We start from the raw sequence: 26468 nt of genomic DNA, 5'->3' as shown, positions 1-26468 counted from the left end.
TGGCGCAGCCAGTTGGACAGACGACGAGCTTGCGAGGAGACTGCCCGAAGGGCGAGCGCAGCGAGTCAATCCCCCCCCTCACCGCCATATTTAAGTTGAGAGCCTGTACAGAAGTACGGGCTTTTTGCTTATATGGTATCCCCCAAACCAAGGGGGGATGAGAACCACCGACCGGGGTTCGACACAAAAACGCCGGGAGCGTTTTTGAACAGAGCTTGCTCTGGCCCCGAAGGGGCGAGGCCCAGGGATGGGCTGAGTAGCGGCGCAGCCAGTTGGACAGACGACGAGCTTGCGAGGAGACTGCCCGAAGGGCGAGCGCAGCGAGTCAATCCCCCCCTCACCGCCATATTTAAGAAAGAGCTCGTACGAAAGTACGGGCTTTTTGCTTATATGTGACCCGTCCATTGCCGGATGGCGGCACAGTTCACAGGCGCCTTATCCAGTCTACATAAGCGCAGCGCCACCGGGTAATAACACCACCATCCGGCTTTCAATTTTAGCCAAGAATTTCAGTGAGTTTTACTTTGCGCCCCTCGTTTGAGGAAAGCGTCGCAGCATCAGCGGTAGCAATGGCATTTGTCGCCGCTTCTCCCGTTAGCAATTTAGCAAACTCCTCGCCTGGCTCCAGACCGTTTATCACATCATGCAAGTACTGCATCTCCAGTTTCATAATTGATGAGAGCCACATCGGCGTACGTTTACCGGGTTTACCATAAGCGATTGCGCCATCCATCTCGCTGGATATGTTACCGTTGCGACGATCATCATCCTCCGCCTGGCTTTCATGCACAAGAAAGTGTGTTTTTTTGCCCGCTTTTATTAGATAACCCGCCGTGTTTTGCATATCAATGAGAATTGCACCTGTCGTGCCCTCAATTAATACATAGTGCTCAGGGTAGTGGAACGATGATCCCCACTGAAGTGTCGCGAAACGACCGCTTTCAAACTCAAGGGTGATTAGGACAACATCATCTTCATCACCAAATTTTTCACCTTTGTGCGCAACATTCCCCGCCGCCATTGAAACCAGGGATGGGGTTTCATCCATGATGAACAGTGTACAATCTAGCTCGTGAATGTGATGGTACAGATGCCCACCTGACTTTGCGCGAATCTTCTTCCATGAGATCTCATCCTGCACGTCTTCAAAACCATTACGTTTAGTGTGAACTTGTGTAACTTCACCGATTTCACCGGTTTTGATGAGCGCTTTAGCGTGGCGAACCCCGTGAAAAAAGTTCATAACGTGACCCGCCATAAAGGTAACACCAGCTTCTTTGCAGGCATCAACCATATCCTTACAATCCTGGTAATTTAAGGCGATAGGTTTTTCACAAAACACGTGTTTACCCGCTTTAGCCGCCGCAATGACTGGCTCTTTATGTAAGTAATTTGGTGAAGCAATAATTACGCAATCCACATCAGGATGGGTACAAAGCGCCTCCATCGTTGCAGTGGCGACACAGTTCAACTCTTTCGCTATCGGAGCCGCATTTACCGGATCGTAAATCGCAGTGATTTTCGCCCCTTCAACCTTAGACATAAATCGCGCCAGTTCAGCGCCAAAATAACCTGTACCTACAACACCGTATTTCGTCATCATTTATCCTCTATTAAAATTCTTTTGTTGATTGAAAACTTTCACGACGTGCTTTTAGTCTATCCGGAATGGATAGGCCAATAATGAGTAGAATTGTTGCAGTCCAGAAAGCAACAATGAACGTTAGCGCAGCGCCTAGCCCCATTGTTATTCCAAGCCAGGTCGCCGCCATTGAATTGAATGTGCCTGATGTCGCAGCAAGATTATAAATCAGCCCGGTACCCAAACCACGAACCTCTAGAGGAAAGTAGTCGTAGAGAAATTTGGGAACCAACCCGCCAACACCTACGTTAGTCGCCATTAAACCGAATAAACATGCGCCCAGCAGTAAATAATTATCTTGCGGAATTCTGAATAACGGGAAAATGAATAAAAAGGACATGAGAAGACCAATGCTGAACGTTTTCTTCAAACCAATTCTATCTGCGCACAGACCCCAAACGATATTTCCCAATACAGTGCCGAATGCTGCCGCCGTCATTAAATTAGAGACCACGCCCGTATCAAAGCCCTCGCCCGCTAAATATGTAGGCAGTAGACCAAAGATTGGCCAGTTTGCGCCAAAAATAGAGAACAGAACAATAAATACACATAATGTCAGTGGAAATTGAGCTCGATTAAATAGCCCTTTCATTGACAAAGAGAAAACTGACCAGGCACTTTGTGAGTGCTTTCCGGGACCACTGAGTTTGGCTTCTTCCCACTCTTTAGATTCAGGAGCCCTGGCCCGGATGTAGATTACTAAAAGAACGGGTAGCAAACCGACAAAAAAAGCAGCACGCCAACCATACGCTTCGGCAAATGAAGGCATAAAGTAGGCTGCTATGATGTTACCAATACCGAAACCTGAAACCAGAAATGCGCTCGCTTTAGATTTTAAATGCTTTGGCCAACTTTCCACGGCATAAGTAGAAGCGCAAGCATACTCCCCCGCCATCCCCATACCGACAATGAAGCGACTAAGCGTCAGCATAATTACACCGGAAGCCAGGCCACTTAACCCTGTACCTACAGAATAGGCAACTATCGACCACATCATTAACGGCTTACGGCCAAATTTGTCTGCCAGCAGACCAAATAGCGCCCCGCCAAATGGTCGCCCAATAAAGGCCGCTGTGGCAAGGAATGCGCCCTCCATATCTGTCAATCCTAAGTCAGCCTTGATCAGATACATAATGTAGAAAATCAGCATAAAGTCGAAGCCATCAAAAACGTAACCCAGCCATGCTGAAAATAAAGCATTTTTTTGTGGACGAGTTATCTCGCTATACCACGGGAAGAATTTTGCTATCACAATAAAACCCTTATTTGCTGTTACCGTCTGAAATGCTTACGGAATTAATTTTTAAGTCATATCAATTGCCGAATAAGACACAATCAACCGGCACTTTCCGACAACCGCCTGAGATCGTAGCTATGTAAGACGTATATTCATTGTTTATCATCCTTATTCGTAGCTACGTTAAGGACGTGAATACTCAAGACAAAGTCTAACGTTCTGTAACGTAGCCACGGGCTATAAGATTATCGATATGAATACTAAGCAAAGATTAGTACAGTAACTCTTTAACCTTTCTCAAAAGTGGTATTGTAATCCAACGCGATAACGGGTCTGTCTCTCATCGGTATTATTTCTCACCGCTACATTTCCGACCTCAACGTATGGTGTAAATGACTTATTCAGTTTCCAGGCTAAAGCCACATTATGTTCATAGTTTGTTTTTTTGTTATCAAATTTAATTTGATCGCTATCCATCCAGGTAAAGTTATATTCTAATTTCAACTCATCAAAAACATAACCTATATAAGTATCAAATCTATTCGTTTTCTCATCATCACTATAGTTAGCTGTCTTCCTTGCATAGTCATAACGGTAACGACCAGCCATATAAACACCAGAATCAAAATTATATTGCCCCCTTAAATAAGGCTTATAAATTGAAGTATCTGGACCGCTTTCAAATATAAATCCAGGCTGCAAAACAAAATTGTCCGTAACTTTATAATTATAACTTACGCCCAGTTCTATAGCGTTTGCGACGAGATCGCTTAAATGCTTATCCTGCTCACCATCTACTCCTCCCGATTTAACGCTGGCATCGACATAAAAACCAATGCCGTTAGGAAGCTTTTCAATTATAGCAATACGGTCTTTATTAATTCTGGTTCTATCAGCATATTCATGCCGATAATCAAGGGTTGCCGCTTGTAGATATGATGAAAATGCTATAAACGAAACCATACCCAGAAGATATTTGTTGATTTTCATAAAATACTCCACTCATCAATTAACTTTATTTTTGTATTTAAAAAATTATTTTATTAATAAATTACCATCACGCATGGTAAAGGAGGTTACAGACGAAACAGGTTTCCCTTTAGCATTTTCACCACCAATAAGGAAAACTTCATCACCATAACTTACTGATACACCATAGCCGAGAGGTTGTTTCATTTTACCCATATATTGCCAATGACCATTAACCAAACCATAGACTTCATCTCGCCATTTTTTATTTATTCCTTCGTGGGAATAAAACTTTCCATTGGTATAATTTTGTTTTGCTCCCGGAAAATTCGCGCCACCACCGACAAGCAGGACACCGTGACTATAGCCCGAAAATGCTCCGGCCAACCCTTCTTGCTGTTGTTCTCCAGGCGATGGCGGTAACTGGCTGTTCTTCAACCATGTTAGCTTGTCGTTATCCCACATGGCGCGGTAAATCACATCGGTACGTAAACCCGGTTTGAGCTCACCATTAATCAGCATCAGGAAATTATTTTCCATTACCGATGACGATCCTGCCGTCCCCGCGCCTGGCAGCTCACCGGCATTCTTCCATGTGTTCTCTTTAGCATTGTAGATAAATACGATTTTATTAAAAAAATAATCTTTGGCAGGTTTATTAAAATAATTATAGATGACTTTATTTTTTTCACTTTCATCCGCAACCGCAGCCGCTATATCAATAAAATACTTATCAAAGATATGCTCATTAACCCCTCCGGTAATAAGTACCATCGTTTCGTTTAATTTTACTCCCGTATGCCCTGTTAATCCAACTGGAGATATAGTGTCAACTTTTTGCCATGTATTTTTCACCGGTGAGTATTTGTACACATCGCTATAAACCTGCAACGGTGATTCACTGTTTTTTTTCCCTACGCCACCAAAAACATAAAGCTCATCATTTAAAAATACCGACACGGATTGCTCACGACCTCCACCAGGAAACGACTTTATACGCTCCCAGTCTTTATGTTGCTTTTTAAGATCAATTTTATACCAGGATGTCCCTGCGGTACCTAAGCCGACATAAATCACGCCATTATTATCAATAGCGCCAGTACCATTTTTCAGTGGTTCTGGTATATCAGGAAGCGTCGTTGCATATCCTGATGTGGTGATAGCGACTGATAAACATAGCGCCATTAGCGTCATCATTTTCTTAAAATTTTTCATCTGCATCCCCATGCGAAGAAATACAATTGGAGTAAAGCTTCATCATTAGTGATCTTATGGTGCACAATTTCAACAATGATAATGACAAAATGTGACCAAGCGCTAAAAATAATTACATGGGGTTATCATGTGCCAGGTAAAAGCACACCATGGTGATGTTAGAAGTGATTATGGGTGACCTGTTATGGGCAAACTCATTAGTGATAGCATTCTAAATAAATACAACAAGAATTATGTGATGCATTTCATACTGGCTATCCCGTGGCGTATAAGCTCCTTCTGAGCATTTTATCTTTATGCCGGAAGCAGTTAATAAAATACAGCATGCTGCCGTCAGAGTGAATTGTATTTGTCTTGTAGCTTCAGGTTATAGCCTCAAATCCGCTGGCGCAGTAATTGAATAACAAACATACCTTATGACTGTGTTCACATTTTTCTATCTTTTTGCTTGATGCAGCAACACTCCACAACATAACATAAAACGGAGCAAAACTTCAAAATATATAAGGCGGAACTGGATGCCACTATTAGCCAGGCTGGAACAAAGTGTACACGAAAACGGTGGGCTGATTGTCTCATGCCAACCGGTACCAGGCAGCCCTATGGATAAACCTGAAATTGTGGCTGCAATGGCACAGGCAGCGGCTTCGGCGGGTGCGGTCGCTGTGCGCATTGAAGGCATTGAGAATCTGCGGACTGTTCGTCCCCATCTTTCTGTTCCTATTATTGGGATAATTAAACGTGACCTTACAGGGTCGCCAGTCCGTATCACTCCCTATTTACAGGATGTTGACGCCCTGGCGCAGGCAGGTGCCGATATTATCGCTTTTGATGCCTCATTCCGCTCTCGCCCGGTTGATATTGATAGTTTACTGACACGTATTCGCCTGCATGGATTACTGGCGATGGCAGACTGTTCAACCGTGAATGAAGGCATAAGTTGCCATCAGAAAGGAATCGAATTCATTGGTACAACACTGTCTGGCTATACCGGCCCCATCACGCCGGTTGAGCCAGATTTGGCAATGGTGACACAACTGAGCCATGCAGGTTGTCGTGTTATTGCCGAGGGGCGCTATAACACGCCTGCACTGGCGGCCAATGCTATTGAGCATGGTGCCTGGGCAGTTACCGTTGGTTCCGCTATCACCCGTATCGAGCATATCTGTCAGTGGTTCAGTCACGCAGTAAAACGCTGAACAGGAAAAGAAAATGAACACGCTTACTATTGATATTTATGTCTCAGAGAATAATCCGACGTTAATAATGCTATCGGCAAATACGATCCCCAGGCCTGAAGCCTGTTTGAACACAATATCGGATAGCTGCTATTTCAGGTATCCGGCAGGACATACGTCTTGGCATCAGGAGCATAAATGCTCTGCCTTTTACATCTCATGATTAGCGTCATTGAGATTAACAAAAACTATTACTTGATCTGAATATCGTATCGTCTGAATGATGGGAAGATAAAAATACACAGACGATGACCGCAACTCTACTCAAAACCATAAGCAGGAAAGAACTATGATTACACATTCTTTCGGCATCGTTAATTATCTTGTATTATTTGGCTACCTCCTGGCCATGATGTTAGTCGGTGTCTATTTTTCCAGACGGCAAAAAACAGCAGACGATTATTTTCGCGGTGGTGGCCGGGTTCCTGGTTGGGCGGCTGGGGTCAGTGTATTTGCTACTACGTTAAGCTCAATTACATTTATGTCAATTCCTGCCAAAGCGTTTACTTCCGACTGGACGTTTATCATTGGTCAGTATCTGGCTATCGCAATTTTACCGCTGGTTTTTTATTTCTATATTCCGTTTTTTCGGAAATTGAAAGTCACATCAGCCTATGAATATCTCGAAGCACGGTTCGATGTGCGCTGCCGTCTATTCGCCAGCATGTCATTTATGTTGTTTCATATCGGACGTATCGCCATTATCACTTTCCTCACCGTGCTGGCCTTGCGCCCCTTCATCGCTATAGACCCGGTGATTTTGGTACTGTTGATTAGCGTGATGTGTATCATTTATACCTGGATGGGTGGAATTGAAGGAGTAATATGGACTGATGTTATTCAAGGCCTCTTACTTTCTGGCAGCGCGATACTGATTTTTATAGTGATATGTCTCAAAGTCCAGGGCGGCATTGGTGAAATTTTTACGGTGACGCAGCAGGCGGATAAATTCTTTCCGGCTACGCAGTTCCACTGGAGCTGGACGGAAAGCACAGTACCTGTATTGATGATTGGTTTTCTGTTTGCCAATATTCAGCAATTTACTGCCAGTCAGGATGTGGTCCAACGCTATATCGTGACTGACTCCATAGAGGAAACGAAGAAAACATTACTTACAAATGCCAAACTGGTTGCTGTGATCCCTGTTTTCTTTTTTGCTATCGGCTCGGCATTATTTGTCTACTATCAGCAACATCCACAATTATTACCGACGGGATTCAACACTGGCGGCATTTTGCCCTTATTCGTGGTCACCGAAATGCCAGTCGGCATTGCAGGGTTGATAATCGCCGCTATTTTCGCTGCCGCGCAGTCCAGCATCTCCAGCAGCTTAAACAGCATTTCTAGTTGTTTTAATTCCGATATCTATCAGCGTTTGAGTCATAAAAAAAGAACGCCAGAAAACCGTATGAAAATAGCTAAGTTAGTTATTCTGGTCGCGGGCCTGATAAGTAGCGCGGCCTCGGTATGGCTGGTCATGGCCGATGAATCAGAAATCTGGGATGCATTTAATAGTCTGATAGGTCTGATGGGAGGGCCAATGACCGGTCTGTTCATGCTGGGCATTTTCTTTAAACGAGCAAATGCCGGGAGTGCGGTTTTAGGAATTATTATCAGCGTCATTACCGTGCTGGGCGCACGCTATGCCACTGACCTTAACTTCTTCTTTTATGGGGTCATTGGCTCGCTAAGCGTGGTGATCAGCGGCGTTATTTTCGCCCCGTTATTTGCCTCGGCACCGCCATTGACGCTGGATGAAAAACCTGAGCCAAAGGTGACATTATGATTTCATGATACCACGCTATACCGACACAGCACACGGTGACGCCAACGCGCGGGGCGACAATACCGGGCCAGATATAAACCATCCGTCAGATGGCGCGCTATAAACACCGTAAGAGCAAACAGATTACTCTCCAGTGATGTTCTGTCATAAGTTGGCAACGCGATGTAAATATTCCCCCTCCTTTACTTACATCGCGCTTTTTTTCATGCCGCAGACTTGATAGGCTCTGCTCTGTTCGATATTGCAGGCTTTGTGCCGCAATCAGCCCTCAAGAGCAGGAACTATATGGAGCCTCAACCCCCACGTCTTAAACCCGGAAAAATCCTTGACACTCTGGGTGCTATGCAAAAAAGCCTGACACGTGCCTCCCAGCGTATTGCGCAATATATTTTAGCCTTCCCCAGACAGGTGACACAGTCATCTATTGCCGATTTGTCGCGCGACACACAGGCCGGAGAAGCCACGGTTATTCGCTTTTGTCGCACCCTGGGCTATAAAGGTTTTCAGGATTTTAAAATGGACCTGGCCATTGAACTTGCCACTACCGAGTCTGATGACAGTAGTCCTCTACTGGATGCCGAAGTTAGCGAATCCGACGATGCCCACGCCATTGGTTTAAAATTGCAGAACACCATTAGTAATGTATTATCTGAAACGCTAAATCTGCTTGATATGCAACAGGTTCTCGGTGTCGTGGACGCAATACGTCACTGTCACTCAGTTTATATCTTTGGTGTGGGCTCATCGGGGATCACGGCGCTGGATATGAAACACAAGCTAATGCGTATTGGTTTACGGGGCGATGCGGTAAGCAATAACCATTTTATGTACATGCAGGCTACGCTATTAAAAGCAGGCGATGTCGCGATGGGTGTCAGTCACTCGGGCACATCGCCAGAAACAGTGCATTCACTCCGATTGGCCCGACAGGCTGGCGCCACCACAGTCGCCATTACCCATAATCTGGGTTCTCCATTATGTGAAGAGGCCGATTTTTGCCTGATCAATGGTAATCGGCAAGGAATGTTGCAGGGTGACTCGATCGGTACGAAAGCCGCGCAGCTTTTCGTCTTTGACCTGCTCTATACCCTTCTTGTACAGTCCTCGCCGGAACAGGCCCGAGAAAGCAAATTACGGACAATGAATGCCCTGGACATGACAAAATAATTCCCTTCACGTACAGGCGTTATTTTCCTTTTTTGTCCATGAGTCTGCTGGACGCTTTATAGACAACAAAGCCCGGTCTCCCGGGCTCTGAAAGTCAATGCCATATTAGCTGTATGCGTGAAGCGTTCGCTGACAAAGCGCCGAGCGCACGCAGTCGTCTTTGTTGAAATGCACAATCCCTACCATTTCATCTTCTTCAAAGCGTTCCAACGCATCGCTCAACCCGGAACGCACGCCGCGCGGCAGGTCGCATTGCGTAATATCGCCATTGACAATGACCGTGACATTTTCGCCTAGTCGCGTCAAAAACATTTTCATTTGCGCCGCAGTCACATTTTGCGCCTCGTCGAGGATCACGACCGCATTTTCAAAAGTACGCCCACGCATATAGGCGAACGGGGCAATTTCTACCTTACCGATTTCCGGGCGCAAACAATATTGCATAAAGGACGCGCCCAACCGTTTAAGCAGGACATCGTAGACGGGCCGAAAATAAGGCGCGAATTTTTCAGCGATATCACCGGGCAAAAAACCAAGATCTTCATCAGCCTGCAATACCGGACGCGTCACAATGATCCTCTCGACGTCCTTATGAATCAATGCTTCTGCCGCCTTTGCCGCACTGATCCATGTTTTTCCACAGCCGGCTTCGCCGGTCGCAAAAATAAGCTGTTTACTGTCGATAGCGTTCAGATAATGCGCCTGTGCTTCATTTCGCGCCTTAACAGGAGAGGTATCGCGACTATCGCGCGCCATGCCAATGGCTTCTACTCCGCCCATCTGTACCAGTGACGTGACCGATTCTTCTTCACGTTGCTTATGACTACGCGAATCTCGTCTCAACACACGCTTTGCTTCACGACGAGCTTTGATCACTGCTTTTTGTCTTCCCATGGATAGCACCTTGAGTTGTAGGTATACATCACCCGCGTTCTCTTGAACGCGATTATGCGCACACACATCTGAGGGTTGGCTTCCTTGTAAGCCTTAGCTTGCTTTTTGAAACGACGCCACACACGGCTACGCGCACCACATATGACGTCATGGGTATGGACAGTAAGAGAAATGATGAGAGCTTTTAAGGTGACAAGACCACCACCGGAGAGAGAATGTCCGTACAGGGTGTTGTAACTACTGTAAACAATGTGTCCTGGTGCGGACATTACCATTCGCGATCTCCATAGTGAGTGACCATCACTGCCGGGGAACTACCGCTATTACTACTAAGTACAACACAAAACATCAATAATGCAACAATATATTCACCAAGTATTAACCAAACATTATTGCGTCATTGTCAGTCTCTTACAGAAAGATTACACGATTATTTCATCGGCAGGAGACTAAAAAAGATAATCATTAGCTACTGCGAGTATTAATGGTGAAACTACCCATAAGCCATTGAATATTCAACATATAAAAGGTTAAAATGGAGTAATTAACGTATCCTCTCTCCCATCACTAAAACGGCATTATTTATGCAAAATTTTGTGCGGCATACTTACGCGAGTAACGCTGACTCGTTTTAATTTTTGCCATTACCCTATTGCGTCAAGGCTATTGGTACCATTAACAGGCGATTTCATATATGGCCAGTTAGTGATTACTAGAGACGTATTACGCCCGCGTTAACGGCGCTCAAGGGCTAAAAATAGTTTGAGAGTGCGTCCTCATTTACCTGAACATCTTCAGTCAATCGGTCCGGGACTTATCAGAGAACCAGGCGGGCGTATAACGCCGCCTGGTAAAATATGTCCGATGGCAATAATGCTATCGGACATGTCGGTTATTCCGCCTGTAGCTTCGACGGCGGCGCGGAATGATAATGCGCGTCCGCTTTTGCAAAGCGTTCCTGCATCGCTGCTGTCGGCGCTTTGCCAAGCAGGCTAAAGATTACGATCCCCAGGCTGCCGAAAATGAAGCCAGGGATGATCTCATACAGATCCAGCCAGCCATATTGTTTCCAGACGATAACCGTCACCGCGCCAATAATCATTCCCGCCAGCGCGCCGTTACGTGTCATACGCGACCACATCACAGAAAACAGGACAACAGGTCCAAATGCCGCGCCGAATCCAGCCCAGGCGTAGCTCACCAGCCCCAGCACACGGTTATCGGGGTTCGCCGCCAGCGCAATGGCGATCAGCGCTACCACCAGCACCATCACTCGCCCTACCCATACCAGCTCTTGCTGGCTGGCGCTTTTACGCAGAAAAGCCTTATATAAATCTTCCGTAATCGCGCTGGAGCATACCAGCAACTGACAGCTCAACGTCGACATCACCGCCGCCAGGATAGCAGACAGCAGAACACCGGCAATCCACGGGTTAAACAGGATCTGCGCCAGTTCAATAAATACGCGCTCTGAGTTTTGGTTCACCGCCCCGGCCAGCGCGGGGTTATTGTTAAAGTACGCAATGCCAAAGAAGCCCACCGCCACCGCGCCCGCCAGACACAGAATCATCCAGGTCATACTGATACGACGCGCATGAACAATACTGTGATGGGAATCCGCCGCCATAAAGCGCGCCAGGATATGCGGCTGACCGAAGTAACCCAGTCCCCAGCCCATCAGAGAAATAATAGCGACAAAATTCAGCCCCTTGAGCATGTCGACATTCTCGATGCTCTTTTGCTTGATCACCTCCAGCGACTCGCTAAAACCGCCTACGCCGACAATAACCATCACCGGCGTCAGGATTAACGCAAAAATCATCAGGCTGGCCTGAACGGTATCCGTCCAGCTAACGGCAAGAAACCCGCCGATAAAGGTATAAATAATGGTTGCCGCGGCCCCCGCCCACAGTGCGGTTTCATAGCTCATACCGAAGGTGCTTTCGAACAGTCGTGCCCCAGCGACAATACCTGATGCGCAATAGATAGTGAAAAACAGCAGAATGACCAGCGCGGAAATAATACGCAGGACTCGGCTCTTATCTTCAAACCGACCGGTAAAATAGTCCGGTAGCGTGAGCGCGTTATTGTTAAATTCGGTATGCACGCGCAGGCGCCCGGCCACCAGCTTCCAGTTAATCCATGCGCCTAACGTCAGGCCAATGGCGATCCAGCTTTCAGAGATCCCCGACAGAAAAATAGCGCCAGGCAGCCCCATTAACAGCCAGCCGCTCATATCCGACGCGCCGGCTGATAAAGCCGTAACAAACGGCCCCAGGCTGCGACCGCCAAGAATATAGTCATCAAAGTTTTTGGTTGAGCGCCAGGCGATAAACCCAATCAATATCATGCCAAAAATATAGACACAGAATGTCACCAACATCGGTGTGCTAATAGCCATCAAGGTTCTCCAAATTTATTTATTGGCACTACCGTAGCGTGCCGTTTTGTACCCTGCCGGAACGTGGCAAGGGTGTTATGTTTACCAGGGCGACCGTATCCTGCCGGAAGCGGTGGTTATTCACAATCGATTTAACACACCATTTACATCAAATTTGATTGCAGAGGGATACTATTTTTCTCCAGGTTGCACTCTCTCACATTTTTTGCGGTTGCACCTTTTAAAAGTGTTAACTACCGCAGAGAAAATAAATCCAGATGGTTTTCCCCGTCAGACTCCCTCTTTCTTTTTTTAACAATTTATTCATTTTTAAGCTTGCAACGCAGGTCACATTTAACGCGGTTGCACAAAGTTGCAACATAGTGGATATTTTCCGCTAACTATTGGTTAGCAGACAGAGCGAATAACAGGAGTAGAGGGTATGGGAACCACCACGATGGGGGTTAAGCTGGACGACGCCACGCGCGAACGGATCAAAATGGCCGCGTCGCGTATCGATCGCACGCCGCACTGGTTAATAAAACAGGCAATCTTTAGCTATCTGGACAAGCTGGAAAATAGCGATACGCTACCGGAGCTACCTGCGCTGTTTGCCGGCGCGGCAAATGAAAGCGAGGAGCCGGTCGCGCCGCAGGATGAGCCGCATCAGCCCTTTCTGGAGTTTGCCGAACAGATTCTTCCCCAATCCGTCTCTCGCGCCGCCATCACCGCCGCCTGGCGCCGCCCGGAAACCGATGTGGTGTCAATGCTAATGGAACAGGCGCGCCTGTCGCCGCCTGTCGCTGAGCAGGCGCATAAACTGGCGTATCAACTGGCGGAGAAATTGCGCAATCAAAAATCCGCCAGCGGTCGCGCGGGTATGGTGCAAGGCCTGTTGCAGGAGTTTTCCCTCTCTTCGCAAGAAGGCGTTGCGCTGATGTGTCTGGCGGAAGCGCTGCTGCGTATTCCCGACAAAGCTACGCGCGATGCGTTAATTCGCGACAAAATCAGTAATGGCAACTGGCAGTCGCATATTGGCCGTAGCCCGTCGCTGTTTGTAAACGCCGCCACCTGGGGGCTGCTCTTTACCGGCCGACTGGTCTCAACGCATAACGAAGCCAATCTTTCGCGCTCGCTGAACCGCATTATCGGCAAGAGCGGCGAACCGTTAATCCGCAAAGGCGTCGACATGGCGATGCGTTTAATGGGCGAGCAGTTCGTGACTGGCGAAACCATTGCTCAGGCGCTGGCGAATGCCCGAAAACTGGAAGAGAAAGGGTTCCGCTATTCTTACGATATGCTGGGCGAAGCCGCGTTAACCGCCGCCGATGCGCAGGCCTATATGGTCTCTTACCAGCAAGCGATTCATGCCATCGGCAAAGCGTCTAACGGTCGCGGTATTTACGAAGGGCCAGGCATCTCGATTAAGCTGTCCGCCCTGCATCCACGCTATAGTCGCGCGCAATACGATCGGGTAATGGAGGAGCTTTATCCGCGCCTGAAATCCCTGACGCTGCTGGCGCGCCAGTATGATATCGGTCTCAATATCGACGCCGAAGAGGCGGATCGTCTGGAGATCTCGCTCGATCTGCTGGAAAAACTCTGCTTCGAACCCGAACTGGCGGGCTGGAACGGCATTGGCTTTGTGATCCAGGCTTACCAGAAACGCTGCCCGCTGGTCATTGATTATTTAGTCGATCTGGCCTCCCGTACCCGCCGTCGGCTGATGATTCGTCTGGTGAAAGGCGCCTACTGGGATAGCGAGATCAAACGCGCGCAAATGGAAGGGCTGGAAGGCTATCCGGTTTATACCCGCAAAGTGTATACCGATGTCTCTTATCTGGCCTGCGCGAAAAAACTGCTCGCCGTACCTAATCTGATCTACCCGCAGTTCGCGACCCATAACGCTCACACACTGGCGGCGATTTATCATCTGGCCGGGCAAAATTACTATCCGGGTCAGTACGAATTCCAGTGCCTGCACGGCATGGGCGAACCGCTGTATGAACAGGTCACCGGTAAAGTAGCGGACGGAAAACTTAACCGTCCCTGCCGTATTTACGCGCCGGTGGGAACACACGAAACCCTGCTGGCCTATCTGGTACGACGCCTGCTGGAAAACGGCGCCAACACCTCTTTTGTCAACCGCATCGCCGATGCCACCCTACCGCTCGATGAACTGGTGGCCGACCCGGTCGAGGCCGTGGAAAAACTGGCGCAGCAGGAAGGTCAGGCTGGCATACCGCATCCGAAAATTCCGCTGCCGCGCGATCTGTACGGCGAAGGTCGGATAAACTCCGCCGGACTTGATTTAGCGAATGAACATCGCCTCGCCTCGCTTTCTTCTGCCCTGTTAAGCAACGCCATGCAGAAATGGCAGGCCAAACCTGTGCTGGAACAACCGGTGGCCGACGGTGAGATGACGCCGGTTATCAACCCGGCGGAACCGAAAGATATTGTCGGCTGGGGACGCGAAGCGACAGAAAGCGAGGTTGAACAGGCATTGCAAAACGCGGTCAATCAGGCGCCGGTTTGGTTTGCGACGCCGCCGCAAGAACGCGCCGCCATTTTGCAGCGGGCGGCGGTATTGATGGAAGACCAAATGCAGCAGTTGATTGGCCTGTTGGTGCGTGAAGCGGGGAAAACGTTCAGCAACGCCATTGCCGAAGTGCGCGAAGCGGTAGACTTCCTCCATTATTATGCCGGTCAAGTGCGTGACGATTTCGATAACGAAACGCATCGCCCGTTAGGGCCGGTGGTCTGTATCAGTCCGTGGAACTTCCCGCTGGCCATTTTCACCGGCCAAATCGCCGCCGCGCTGGCGGCAGGTAACAGCGTTCTGGCGAAACCGGCAGAGCAGACATCGCTGATTGCCGCCCAGGGCATTGCCATTTTGCTGGAAGCGGGCGTACCGCCGGGCGTCGTGCAACTGTTGCCGGGACGGGGAGAAACCGTCGGCGCCCAGCTTACCGCCGATGCGCGTGTACGCGGCGTGATGTTTACCGGTTCCACGGAGGTCGCGACGTTGTTGCAGCGCAACATCGCCACGCGTCTTGACGCCCAGGGCCGCCCTATTCCTTTGATTGCGGAAACCGGCGGTATGAACGCTATGATTGTCGACTCTTCCGCGCTCACCGAGCAGGTGGTCGTGGATGTGCTGGCTTCCGCTTTCGACAGCGCCGGACAACGCTGTTCCGCGCTCCGCGTGCTGTGTTTGCAGGACGATATCGCCGAACATACGCTGAAAATGTTACGCGGCGCGATGGCGGAGTGTCGGATGGGGAATCCAGGCCGTCTGACGACCGATATCGGGCCGGTGATCGATAGCGAGGCCAAAGCCAACATTGAGCGTCATATCCAGACGATGCGCGCCAAAGGCCGCCCGGTTTTCCAGGCCGCGCGTGAAAACAGCGATGACGCGCAGGAATGGCAGACCGGTACGTTTGTTATGCCCACGCTTATTGAGCTGGAAAACTTCGCAGAACTGGAAAAAGAGGTCTTCGGGCCCGTGCTGCACGTCGTGCGTTATAACCGTAACCAACTGGCGGAGCTTATCGAACAGATTAACGCTTCCGGCTACGGGCTAACGCTGGGCGTACATACCCGTATTGATGAAACCATTGCGCAAGTCACCGGTTCCGCCCATGTCGGCAACCTGTACGTTAACCGTAATATGGTGGGCGCGGTCGTCGGCGTCCAGCCGTTTGGCGGCGAAGGACTGTCCGGCACCGGGCCAAAAGCGGGAGGACCGCTCTATCTCTACCGCCTGCTGGCACACCGCCCGCCCAATGCGCTCAATACGACGCTGACTCGTCAGGATGCGCGTTACCCGGTGGATGCGCAGCTTAAAACCACGCTACTCGCGCCGTTGACCGCCCTGACGCAATGGGCGGCGGATCGTCCGGCGCTACAGACGCTCTGCCGACAATTCGCCGATCTGGCGCAGGCCGGCACGCAGCGCCTGCTACCGGGGCCGACCGGCGAGCGCAATACCTGGACGCTGTTGCCGCGTGAACGGGTATTATGCCTGGCTGATGATGAACAGGATGCGTTGACGCAGCTTGCCGCCGTTCTCGCCGTCGGCAGTCAGGCGCTATGGTCAGACGACGCCTTCCACCGCGATCTGGCGAAACGTCTCCCCGCCGCCGTTGCGGCGCGTGTCCAGTTTGCGAAAGCGGAAACGCTGATGGCGCAGCCGTTTGACGCGGTGATTTTCCACGGCGACTCCGACAAGCTGCGAACCGTGTGCGAAGCCGTCGCCGCCCGCGAAGGCGCGATAGTGTCGGTACAGGGGTTCGCCCGCGGCGAAAGCAATATACTGCTGGAACGGCTCTATATTGAACGTTCGCTGAGCGTAAACACTGCCGCCGCTGGCGGTAATGCCAGCCTGATGACAATTGGCTAATACTGTGGTTAATTAAGGCTCCGTCAATGGAGCCTTTTTACTCGCGTCAGAGGAGCGTATGAAACGAATTTTCCTTACCTGCGCGGCGTTGTTGTTCAGCAGTCAGGCGTTGGCCGATGAGTGTGCCAGCGCCAGTACGCAGCTGGAAATGAATCGCTGCGCCGCCGCGCAATACCAGGCGGCAGATAAAAAGCTGAACGAAACCTATCAAAGCGCGATTAAGCGTGCGCAACCGCCGCAGCGTGAGCTGTTGCAAAAAGCACAGGTGGCCTGGATTGCCCTGCGGGACGCCGATTGCGCTCTGATTCGCTCAGGTACGGAGGGCGGCAGCGTGCAACCCATGATCGCCAGCCAGTGCCTGACCGATAAAACGAACGAACGCGAAGCGTTTTTAGCCTCGCTGCTGCAATGTGAAGAGGGGGATTTGAGCTGCCCACTGCCGCCAGCCGGTTAACGCACGCGAATCCCTTCAATAATAATGCGCTGAACGCTTTCGACCGTTTGGTTAAAAAAGGCTTCATCGCGAAGCGTCGCGCCGGTTACCGCCTCAACCTGAGGGGCAAAATCGGCGTAATGTTGCGTGGCGGCCCAAATCATGAAGATCAAATGGTGCGGAGAAATGGGCGCCAGTTTCCCGCTGTGCACCCATCCGGCAATCAGCGCGGATTTTTCATCTATCAACGCTTTTAGATCGCCGGTCAGTTCCTCCATTAAGAGCGGCGCACCCGTCAGCATCTCCATGCAGAAGAGCCGCGACGCCTGCGGATAATCACGCGAAACCTCCAGCTTGAGACGGATATACTCTTTGATGGCCTCCAGAGGGGAAAATTCTGCGCGAAACGCCTTGAGCGGCGCCAGCCAGACATCCAGGATCTGTCGCATTACCGCGACATACAGCGCCTCTTTCGAAGGATAATAATAAAGCAGATTGGTTTTGGAGACGCCTGCCCGCTCGGCGACCTGCTCAAGACGCGCGCCATGGATACCATACTGGGAAAAAACAGCAAGCGCGGCGGTTAAGATAAGCTGCCGTTTTGCACCGGTGGCCTGCGAGCGTTTCCCGATTTTTTTCTCTGTGCGTTGCGACATGCGCCCTCTCCTTTTTGTCAGGACGCAAGCATACCAAATCCGGCTTATAAACAAAAAAACCGCCGGAAATCCGGCGGCGGTGGCGCATGACGCTTTTTAGCGTGAAACGCTCAGCGTCTTGCTGTTGTGACGCAGGCTAGCTATTACGGTTACTGCTTTTGCCCCCTTTTTTGCCTGCTTCGGATGCACGCTGCGGGTCATTCTTAAAATTGCCCCCGCTGTGCTGACCACCTTTACGACCTGCTTCTGATGCTCTTTCGCGGTCTTCCGCAAAATTACCGGAACCGCCACGATGGTTTGCCATTACTGACCTCCGTCATAGATTAGACATCATATTGCATAGGTAATGAGGAGTATCTCCTCGCGCAGCGTATGAACGATATCATCAGTAACGCCGCGTAACATTAAGCATAGTGAAAAACGTCGTGGTAGGCCGCTTACCGAAATATTCTGCAACATTGGAAGCCGAATACGCAGAATAATAACCATAAGAAATAAATAAGTTATTCTTATATTTGGGAAAATCAAAGCGCTTAAAAATGTATCATTTTGCAACAAAGGTCGCCAAATTAATTATTGTTATAAATCAAAGAAATGGCGCTGAAATTTGCACTCTTCACAGGAGAGCATATCTTTAAATAGACGTAGCGAATCGCTACACACCTGATTAATCTGAGGAGTAGTACAAATGGCAAAGATTCTGGTGCTCTATTATTCCATGTACGGACACATTGAAACCATGGCGCATGCGGTGGCGGAAGGGGCAAAGAAAGTCGACGGCGCAGAGGTCATTATAAAGCGTGTGCCAGAAACAATGCCGCCTGAAATCTTCGCAAAAGCTGGCGGTAAAACACAAAACGCACCGGTTGCCACCCCACAGGAGCTGGCGGATTACGATGCCATTATTTTTGGTACGCCAACCCGGTTTGGCAATATGTCAGGCCAGATGCGTACCTTCCTGGATCAAACCGGCGGACTGTGGGCATCCGGCGCGCTATACGGCAAGCTCGGCAGCGTGTTCAGTTCTACCGGAACGGGCGGCGGCCAGGAGCAGACCATCACCTCGACCTGGACTACGCTTGCCCATCATGGGATGGTGATTGTCCCGATAGGCTATGCCGCACAGGAACTGTTTGACGTCTCCCAGGTTCGCGGCGGCACGCCTTACGGCGCAACGACTATCGCCGGAGGCGACGGTTCACGTCAACCAAGCCAGGAGGAACTCTCTATCGCTCGCTATCAGGGGGAATACGTCGCCGGTCTGGCAGTCAAACTCAACGGCTAATCTTCAACAGGAGGATTCGAATGCCAACTCAAGAAGCAAAAGCGCACCGCGTCGGCGAATGGGCAAGCCTGCGTAATACGTCGCCGGAAATTGCCGAAGCCATTTTTGAAGTCGCTCACTATGACGAGAAACTGGCAGAAAAAATATGGGAAGAAGGTAGCGATGAGGTGCTGATCAAAGCCTTTGAGAAAACGGACAAAGACTCGCTCTTCTGGGGCGAACAAATCATCGAACGTAAAAACGTATAACACAAACGCCCCCGCCTGCGCGGGGGCATATGGCTATTTTGCAGCAGTGTTCATGACGTTATCGAACTTATCCAGCGGACAGAAGCCGTTCGCATCCACCGGACATCCTTTCAGTTCTAGGGTTACCCTTTGTGCGGGCGATTTGAGCGTTAACGCTTCCGCGTTACGTAACTGCCGGGCGCTCTGGTAGACATACTCGATTTTCATCAAATCCCGGTTAACGTTGCCGTCATGCCAGCGTTGGAAGACAAGCTGGCCGCCAATCGGCGTTCTCTCATACTGGTCATGGAGCTGATAGGGTTTAAAATCCAGCGCCGTCAGCAGCGACGCGATATTGGAGTCATGCCCCACCAGCACGGTAACCTTTGGCGCGCTAACGCGATCGGCAACCAGCACCTTATCGATATATTTCACCAGCGGCGCAGCGACATTGCGCGCCACCGTGGGTGAGGTAAACAGGCTGTCCTGATAGCCGTTTTTCAGTTTTGACAGCACCTTCCACTGCCGATCGGTGTGGATCCCGCCCCAGGCGACCTGAACCATCGGAAACCCTTCGTAATATTGCAGGGTAAACGCATCCACCAGCGAGTTCCCTACTTTAAGCGGCCCCTGCACGCCAGGCTCTTGCTGATAGTTCGCGCTGAAGGTATCTTTCGCGTCGATTAGCGAACACTGATGCTTCTCTTTGCAGGACGGCGAGTCCTGATAATGCGTTATCTGCTCAAGCAGTTTATAACTCTCATCAAGATGTAGCTGACTACGCGCCTTTTCCATCGCCTGTACGGCCTGTTGCCGGAACGCGGCGGAATCATCGGTAATTACCGGATTGAAGGTAGGGTCCATAGTGCCCATTTTTTCCTGATGATGAACAGGAATATCACAGCCGGGGAAAGCGCCGGTAATGAAAAATTGCGCGGTGGCGACGGTGCGCTGCAAACTATTCGCATAGGCATATACCGTGTCGGGCGCCGGACATTCTCCCGACGGTATCAGCCCCTGCGCGACCAGCCATTCACGTGTGTAGTGTCCCATATAGACTTCCAGCACGCCGCCTTTCGTCGTCAGTTGCCCGCCGGGAACGTCCCACGCCGGCCAGGCGTTCGGCGTCGACTGCGCCAGTACGCTGCCATTATTCGCCAGCGGCGCCCGCAGATTATGGCGGCTCATCATCAGCACCTGTTGTAATTGATAACCCTCCGGCGTTGTCTGCGCCTGTACGGCGGATGACAACAAAACAGCCCCTGCCACAGCAACAGCGAGTAATGATTTTTTCATCCCTATGACCTCTTGTTGTTATCAAATCGTTCTGAGTGTGACAGAAATGGATCATTTTTCCGGGAACGATTTCGCAAAACGGGGGTTTTTCTTACAGTAAACGCGTTAGCGCCGGGAAACCCCGGCGCATATTCAGAACGTTTTTGCCCACCACAGCCGAAGCTTCATGCCCCAATAGCTGGTCCAGCCGCTGGTGGTGAACACAACCCGACCTTGTGAAACCACCACCAGCGTTGGCGTCACGCTGATTTCCCATCCAGCGGATAAGGCGCCGTTAGCATCATTGATGACCGGGAAGTCAACGCCCTTGCGCGCCAGCCAGCGGGCAACCTCAGCGTCATCGCCGGAGCGGAGCGCAACGGTCATGACGTTTTCCCCTTCCGCCGCCAGGCGAGCGACCGCAGGCGTAGTAAAGCGGCATACCCCGCACCAGCTGGCCCAAAAATAGAGCAGTACGGGGCGTTCTTCGCTCAATGTCGCCAGAGTTGTCGACTCTCCCGTCAGCGTATGTAATGGTGTCGTGGCAAACGCCGGAGGCGCCTGCGGCGCGCGCCAGACGTCCATGACCACCATTATCGTGATGAGGAGCGCCAGAAAAACCGCGGCTTCACGCAGCCAACGCCGCAGTTTACCCGCCATTGGCAGCCGCCAGTTTTTCTTTCACCACCGCTTCCAGCGTATCCCAGGGCACCGCGCCCGGAATCAGCTCGTCGCCAATGATCGTCGCTGGCGTTCCTTGCACGCCGACCAGCCTTGCCAACTGCAAATTAGTGCGTATCGTTTCCATGCTTTTTTCATCCAGAGTCACTGGCGTCGCCCCTGCTTTCTGCTGGGCCTGTTTAATACTGTCATCCGTATGGTAACCGCGCTTTTGCATAAGTTTTTCATGTAGCGCGAGGAACTGTTGCGGATGATCGCGCCAGGTGGTCAGCGCAATACGCGCCGCCAGTATGGAACTCTCTCCTTTGAATGGCAGCGGTTTAATAATGACCGCAACGTCAGGATATTTCTGCACAATCTTTTCCAGCATCGGATCGAGCTGTTTGCAGTACGGGCAGTTGTAATCCGTAAAGTTCACCAGCGTCAGCTTAGGGTGTTTAGCGCCTATCCGCGGGCTGGCAGGATCGTTAAACAACGCCGCATGGATCAGATTTTCAATCTGCTTTTCCTGATCCGGCGTAAAAGGGGCGGTTTCTTGCGCGATGCTCAGCGTTGAAAACAGCGCCAGCAGTAAAACAATCATGTATTTCATTGGGTTATTCCTTTCGCTTTTTTCAACGTTTGTAATACCGCATCGCGGGTCAGCAAAGTGGGCAATGCCTCCCCTTCCGGCAAGCCGGGGCCATATACCTGATTAAACGGCACGGCGACCTGGCCACGCGTTTTCAGAAAATCTGTAATAGCATCGGACGGCAGCGTCCAGTCTCCCCGCAGCGCCACAACATCCGGCTGTTGCAAGGCGGCCTGCACATCCTCTTTTTGCAGGACGTTGTATTTATTCACTTTACAGGTAATACACCAGTCCGCAGTGACATCGACAAATACCCGCTTATGCTGCGCCAGCGCCGACTGGATTGCCTGTTCACTCAACGGTTGCCACTGAACCGTGTCTTGCGCGCTCTTTGACGCAGTGAAGCCGAAATGCGGCAGGAGTAACGTCGCCAGCCAGATAGCCGACCCCAGCATCATCAGACCGAGGATCCTGCGCAGGACATTCATCCAGCGCCCGGGGCGCGGTAAACGTAGCGCAAGCCCTGGTCGTATCGCGACCAGTAGCCACGGCGCGCTCATTCCCAGGCCAAGCGCAAGGAACAGCCCCCACAGCGTCGGCAGCGACGCCGTGAGCGCCACCGCGACCGCCGTGCCCAGAAACGGCGCGCTACAAGGCGTCGCCAGCAGCGTGGCGAATGCCCCCTGCCAGAAATGTCCCGACATACCGTTACCGCCGTAAGTGGCCAGTTTCGTGGTCATAGATGAGGGAAGCCTGAACTCAAAAAGCCCGAACAGGCTGGCGCTAAACAACAACATAACCAGCGCCATAAAACCAATAAACCATGCATTCTGGAACTGGACTCCCCAGGCCAGCGCATGGTTTGACAGGCGAAGGAGGGTCATAAACGCCGCCAGCGCCATAAATGACGCAATGATACCGGCGACCGAAGCCAAAAATTGTCGCCTGATGTGAGAGCGGCTTTTTTCCTCTACCAATAAAATAGAGCCAAGTTTCATGCCCAGAACCGGCAGTACGCAGGGCATTAAATTAAGAATCAGTCCGCCGATCAGCGCCATCATTACAACTTGCCAGAAAGGTAGCGCCGCATTGTCCGGCGTTTGCGCTGGCGCAGCGCCAATGGTTTGCGTGCTCTCCTGGGCGATAGCGCCATCGGCTAACACGAGGGTCAGCGATTTGTTGCGCAAATCGGGCGCCTTTTCGCCCCAACTGTCCGTCACCGGCACCGTCGCCTGTAACCTGTCGCCCTCTACGCGCAGGCGAGGCTTCGCAAAATCGACGTCATCTACGGTGTCAAGATAGAGCCCGGGCGATGACCAGCCCGCCGCTCGCGTAGCAGTGACCACCAGTTCTCCCGGGCGATAGCCGACCTCAAGCGAGTCCGTTAGCCCACTGCGGAGCGGAACTTTACCCATCGCCCGCGCATAGTCATGGGCAAAATCGGCATTCTGCACAGTGGGCGTCACGGAAAAGGGGTAATCGGTCAACAGACAAACATTGCTGCAGGTTGATAACGTCAACACACCGCTCAAGGTCGCGGGCGGCGTACCGCGCACGATCATCGGAAAGGTCACCTCGTCGTGATATCCCTGGGTGGTGATATTCGCCACATCAAAGCGCGAGGGGGTTGGCCAGAACCAGCTTACCTCAGGCATGTCGCCTTTCCAGGCGATAGAGGGTGCCACGCCCCCTTCCCCCGGCGCGCGCCAGTAGGTTTTCCAGCCGTTTTCCAGTTTGACATCCAGCAACAGCCGGGTCTCACCGTTAGCGGACGTATCGGCACGTAGCCGTATGCTGGCATGGTCGTTATCGGGCGAACGCAGCCAGCCGCTTTCCGCCGCCCAGGAGACGGGCAGCCAAAGCCATAACAGGCAGAACAGTATCCGCCTGAACAAAATCATCATATTTTTTCTCCGTGAATGAGTAATTAACCGTTAGCAATAACCGGTCTGTCATTCACGGAAGACACAAAATCGTAGATGTACCCGTAATGTGGGCGGCGAAATAGCCCGTGGAGGCGAAAACGGCAGGCGCATGACCCGGACAGGCGCCAGTAAGGAAAGCAGTAGACAAAGCGCAAGGATAGCGCCTTCAAAGAGTACCGGAGGCGCCGCCAGCAGCGACTTGGCGCTTAATTCACAGGGAGTGACCGGCGAGCCGTCATCTGTCGAGGAGGGAGCGCTGACCACCGCAGCAGAGGCCGTCGCCTGCATCTGCAAGGCGTGCAGGCCCGCCATGCGTTGCGCGGTACAAACCATTACCACGACACATGCAAGGCAAAGAAACCACCAGCCCATCCGTTGTTGTTTCGCCATTGCGCCCTCACTGTTTAACGCGAGTTATCTTAGCCACTGGCGCGGTTTTGGCAACCTTTCCCCTGTAAAGTTATGTCGGCGCGCTGCGCAACCTTCTGATAGTCGAACAACGTAATTTATTCTTACTAATGATATAACTGGTGTTTTCATACGCACTTTTCAGGTTTACCCTACACTTAGTGGAGAAACCTTTTTGGGGTCCCTTCTGTATGTATTGATTTAGCGAGATGATGCTATGGAACTTAAGGATTATTACGCCATTATGGGCGTGAAACCGACGGACGATCTCAAGACGATTAAGACCGCCTATCGCCGACTGGCCCGCAAGTACCATCCAGATGTCAGCAAAGAGCCCGATGCCGAAGCCCGTTTCAAAGAGGTTGCTGAAGCATGGGAAGTGCTGAGTGATGAGCAACGGCGCGCCGAGTATGACCAGTTATGGCAACACCGTAACGATCCACAATTTAATCGCCAGTTCCAGCAACACGAAGGCCAGCCGTATAACGCCGAAGATTTTGATGATATTTTCTCGTCTATTTTTGGTCAGCACGGTCGCCATTCGCACCACCGCCACGCCGCACGCGGTCATGATATCGAAATTGAAGTGGCGGTATTCCTGGAAGAAACGCTGGAAGAGCACCAGCGTACGATTAGCTATTCCGTCCCCGTTTATAACGCGTTCGGCCTGGTGGAGCGGGAAATTCCCAAAACATTGAATGTGAAAATCCCGGCTGGCGTCAGCAACGGGCAACGAATCAGACTGAAAGGCCAGGGCACGCCGGGGGAAAACGGCGGACCTAATGGCGATTTATGGCTCGTTATCCATATTGCCCCGCATCCGCTCTTTGATATCGTCAATCAGGATCTGGAAGTCGTCCTTCCGCTTGCCCCATGGGAGGCGGCGCTCGGCGCTAAGGTGTCTGTGCCAACGCTTAAAGAGCGTATTTTGCTGACCATTCCCCCCGGCAGCCAGGCAGGTCAGCGGCTGCGTATCAAAGGAAAAGGATTAGCCAGTAAAAAGCACACTGGCGATCTCTATGCCATCATCAAAATCGTTATGCCGCCGAAACCTGACGAGAAAACAGCTGCCCTGTGGCAACAACTGGCGGACGCGCAGTCGTCCTTTGACCCACGCCAGCAATGGGGGAAAGCATAATGGCTAACATCACTGTCACCTTTACCATCACCGAATTTTGTTTGCACACCGGCGTGACGGAAGAGGAGCTAAACGAAATCGTCGGACTTGGCGTAATTGAGCCTTACGAAGACGATAACGCCGACTGGCAATTCGACGATCGCGCAGCGAGCGTGGTACAACGCGCGCTACGCTTACGCGAGGAGCTGGCGCTCGACTGGCCTGGGATCGCGGTCGCGTTAACGCTGCTGGAAGAGAATTCACGGCTGCGCGAAGAAAACCGGTTACTGCTGCAACGCCTTTCTCGCTTTATCTCGCATCCCTAATCCACGATAAAGGCAATAAACCGAGGGTGGGCTTTCTGCCCACCCCGGATTTACATGCACCCGGTATAATACCAGAATGCCTCTGACATACTTCCCCCAACGGAAGAAATATAGCCTTTCACCGCGCACAACCCGATCAACGAACCGCCAATGTCAGCCATTAATGCGCCATTGCGAAGATCATCGTTTAAATAAAGACCAGCCACACGTTCACATTTTTTAGATACGTCGGTTATTTTTACACGTTAGCGATCATTTATTGCCTGAAGAATATATTCTTTCACTGTTTTGTACTCTCTGGTTGATACGTACCTTCTCCCTGTCAATGCCGGGTAAAATGTACCGCTGCGCTTACAGGTTGCGGTATTTATAAATAAGAAATACAACAGTCACTTACAGTTTAATAATTGAGCGTTATAACATCCACTACCGCCCAATATTTACACCACGCCTAAAATACAAAAATGTAATAGAATGTAAACAAAATAAGAGCATAAAATAAATAACTTATTAAAAAATCAATATAAATAGAGTGGTCAATAAAAAACGATCGTTTTCAACGAGTTATGTTTCTCAGATTTTCATCTATCCTGAATAGGCTTGCGGAAAATGTAATTTACACCATTGACTA

At 50.7% G+C, this 26468-nt stretch carries 22 protein-coding genes; 9 read left to right on the top strand and 13 right to left on the bottom strand.

The annotated features are described in order from the left end of the window. Nucleotides 1-496: 496 nt before the first annotated feature. The 4 genes from NA986_RS18320 to NA986_RS18305 form a co-directional block, all read right to left on the bottom strand. Nucleotides 497-1603, bottom strand: coding sequence for a Gfo/Idh/MocA family protein (locus tag NA986_RS18320; protein ID WP_077950712.1), 1107 nt, complete (start codon nt 1601-1603; stop codon nt 497-499). Nucleotides 1604-1613: 10 nt separating this feature from the next. Beyond that, complete coding sequence (locus NA986_RS18315; protein ID WP_000560758.1) at nt 1614-2894, bottom strand: MFS transporter; 1281 nt, start codon at nt 2892-2894, stop codon at nt 1614-1616. Between the two features lie 282 nt (nt 2895-3176). Beyond that, on the bottom strand, nt 3177-3869 hold the full coding sequence (locus NA986_RS18310; protein ID WP_000700610.1) for an oligogalacturonate-specific porin KdgM family protein: 693 nt from the start codon (nt 3867-3869) through the stop codon (nt 3177-3179). 45 nt (nt 3870-3914) lie between these two features. Then, nucleotides 3915-5075, bottom strand: coding sequence for an N-acetylneuraminate epimerase (locus NA986_RS18305; protein WP_070793866.1), 1161 nt, complete (start codon nt 5073-5075; stop codon nt 3915-3917). 506 nt (nt 5076-5581) lie between these two features. Between NA986_RS18305 and NA986_RS18300 the strand changes: the two genes are divergently transcribed. The 3 genes from NA986_RS18300 to NA986_RS18290 all read left to right on the top strand — a co-directional run bounded on the left by NA986_RS18300 (nt 5582) and on the right by NA986_RS18290 (nt 9254). Beyond that, the gene (locus NA986_RS18300) at nt 5582-6262 is read left to right on the top strand and encodes an N-acetylmannosamine-6-phosphate 2-epimerase (protein ID WP_023216413.1); all 681 of its coding nucleotides are present in this window, start codon (nt 5582-5584) and stop codon (nt 6260-6262) included. A 328-nt stretch (nt 6263-6590) separates the two neighbouring features. Further along, nucleotides 6591-8087 (top strand): sodium:solute symporter, encoded by a 1497-nt coding sequence (locus NA986_RS18295; protein WP_023216412.1) that lies wholly within the window; start codon nt 6591-6593, stop codon nt 8085-8087. Nucleotides 8088-8372: 285 nt separating this feature from the next. Beyond that, nucleotides 8373-9254, top strand: a complete 882-nt coding sequence (locus NA986_RS18290; RefSeq protein WP_023216411.1) for a MurR/RpiR family transcriptional regulator — start codon at nt 8373-8375, stop codon at nt 9252-9254. 105 nt (nt 9255-9359) lie between these two features. Here NA986_RS18290 and phoH read toward each other — a convergent pair whose 3' ends face one another. Together phoH and putP are read right to left on the bottom strand one after the other, a co-directional pair. Then, nucleotides 9360-10148 (bottom strand): phosphate starvation-inducible protein PhoH, encoded by a 789-nt coding sequence (gene phoH / locus NA986_RS18285; protein ID WP_000533527.1) that lies wholly within the window; start codon nt 10146-10148, stop codon nt 9360-9362. Between the two features lie 892 nt (nt 10149-11040). Next, nucleotides 11041-12549 (bottom strand): sodium/proline symporter PutP, encoded by a 1509-nt coding sequence (putP, locus tag NA986_RS18280; RefSeq protein ID WP_001018467.1) that lies wholly within the window; start codon nt 12547-12549, stop codon nt 11041-11043. A gap of 421 nt (nt 12550-12970) precedes the next feature. Here putP and putA point away from each other — a divergent pair, with 421 nt between their 5' ends. Beyond that, nucleotides 12971-16933 (top strand): trifunctional transcriptional regulator/proline dehydrogenase/L-glutamate gamma-semialdehyde dehydrogenase, encoded by a 3963-nt coding sequence (gene putA, locus NA986_RS18275; RefSeq protein WP_023216410.1) that lies wholly within the window; start codon nt 12971-12973, stop codon nt 16931-16933. 58 nt (nt 16934-16991) lie between these two features. Then, nucleotides 16992-17387, top strand: coding sequence for a lysozyme inhibitor LprI family protein (locus tag NA986_RS18270; protein ID WP_000821059.1), 396 nt, complete (start codon nt 16992-16994; stop codon nt 17385-17387). Here NA986_RS18270 and rutR read toward each other — a convergent pair. Next, nucleotides 17384-18022, bottom strand: coding sequence for an HTH-type transcriptional regulator RutR (rutR, locus tag NA986_RS18265; RefSeq protein WP_023216409.1), 639 nt, complete (start codon nt 18020-18022; stop codon nt 17384-17386). The two genes, NA986_RS18270 and rutR, sit on opposite strands and share 4 nt — an antisense overlap. Nucleotides 18023-18158: 136 nt before the next feature. Then, nucleotides 18159-18326 carry a general stress protein gene (locus NA986_RS18260; protein WP_001273663.1) on the bottom strand — a complete coding sequence of 56 codons (168 nt, stop codon included), beginning with the start codon at nt 18324-18326 and terminating at the stop codon, nt 18159-18161. A gap of 384 nt (nt 18327-18710) precedes the next feature. Between NA986_RS18260 and wrbA the strand changes: the two genes are divergently transcribed. Both wrbA and NA986_RS18250 read left to right on the top strand, forming a co-directional pair. Next, complete coding sequence (gene wrbA, locus NA986_RS18255; protein ID WP_001062898.1) at nt 18711-19307, top strand: NAD(P)H:quinone oxidoreductase; 597 nt, start codon at nt 18711-18713, stop codon at nt 19305-19307. A 20-nt stretch (nt 19308-19327) separates the two neighbouring features. Continuing rightward, on the top strand, nt 19328-19555 hold the full coding sequence (locus NA986_RS18250; RefSeq protein ID WP_001143125.1) for a YccJ family protein: 228 nt from the start codon (nt 19328-19330) through the stop codon (nt 19553-19555). 33 nt (nt 19556-19588) lie between these two features. On the opposite strand, the gene agp is transcribed toward NA986_RS18250, so the two are convergent. The 5 genes from agp to NA986_RS18225 form a co-directional block, all read right to left on the bottom strand. Beyond that, nucleotides 19589-20830: a bifunctional glucose-1-phosphatase/inositol phosphatase gene (gene agp, locus NA986_RS18245; protein WP_023216408.1), complete on the bottom strand. Its 1242-nt coding sequence runs from the start codon at nt 20828-20830 to the stop codon at nt 19589-19591. Between the two features lie 132 nt (nt 20831-20962). Continuing rightward, on the bottom strand, nt 20963-21469 hold the full coding sequence (locus NA986_RS18240) for a protein disulfide oxidoreductase (RefSeq protein ID WP_023216407.1): 507 nt from the start codon (nt 21467-21469) through the stop codon (nt 20963-20965). Beyond that, nucleotides 21459-22082 carry a DsbA family protein gene (locus tag NA986_RS18235; RefSeq protein ID WP_000876681.1) on the bottom strand — a complete coding sequence of 208 codons (624 nt, stop codon included), beginning with the start codon at nt 22080-22082 and terminating at the stop codon, nt 21459-21461. Before NA986_RS18235 ends, NA986_RS18240 begins: the two co-directional genes overlap by 11 nt. Next, entirely contained in the window at nt 22079-23965 is a 1887-nt protein-coding gene (locus NA986_RS18230) for a protein-disulfide reductase DsbD family protein (protein ID WP_023216406.1), read from the bottom strand. The genes NA986_RS18235 and NA986_RS18230 overlap by 4 nt, the downstream gene beginning before the upstream one ends. A 48-nt stretch (nt 23966-24013) precedes the next feature. Further along, the gene (locus NA986_RS18225) at nt 24014-24376 is read right to left on the bottom strand and encodes a copper resistance protein (RefSeq protein WP_001118902.1); all 363 of its coding nucleotides are present in this window, start codon (nt 24374-24376) and stop codon (nt 24014-24016) included. Nucleotides 24377-24611: 235 nt separating this feature from the next. On the opposite strand from NA986_RS18225, the gene cbpA reads away from it, so the two are divergent. Both cbpA and cbpM read left to right on the top strand, forming a co-directional pair. Continuing rightward, nucleotides 24612-25532: a curved DNA-binding protein gene (gene cbpA, locus NA986_RS18220; RefSeq protein WP_000420603.1), complete on the top strand. Its 921-nt coding sequence runs from the start codon at nt 24612-24614 to the stop codon at nt 25530-25532. After that, on the top strand, nt 25532-25837 hold the full coding sequence (cbpM, locus tag NA986_RS18215) for a chaperone modulator CbpM (RefSeq protein WP_001284251.1): 306 nt from the start codon (nt 25532-25534) through the stop codon (nt 25835-25837). Before cbpA ends, cbpM begins: the two co-directional genes overlap by 1 nt. Nucleotides 25838-26468 lie beyond the last annotated feature (631 nt).

The organism is Salmonella sp. NW177 (assembly GCF_051811585.1).
Taxonomy (GTDB): Bacteria; Pseudomonadota; Gammaproteobacteria; order Enterobacterales; family Enterobacteriaceae; genus Salmonella; species Salmonella enterica.
The sequence above is the reverse complement of the archived record's forward strand: the minus strand, read 5'-3'. Positions and strand labels throughout refer to the sequence as shown.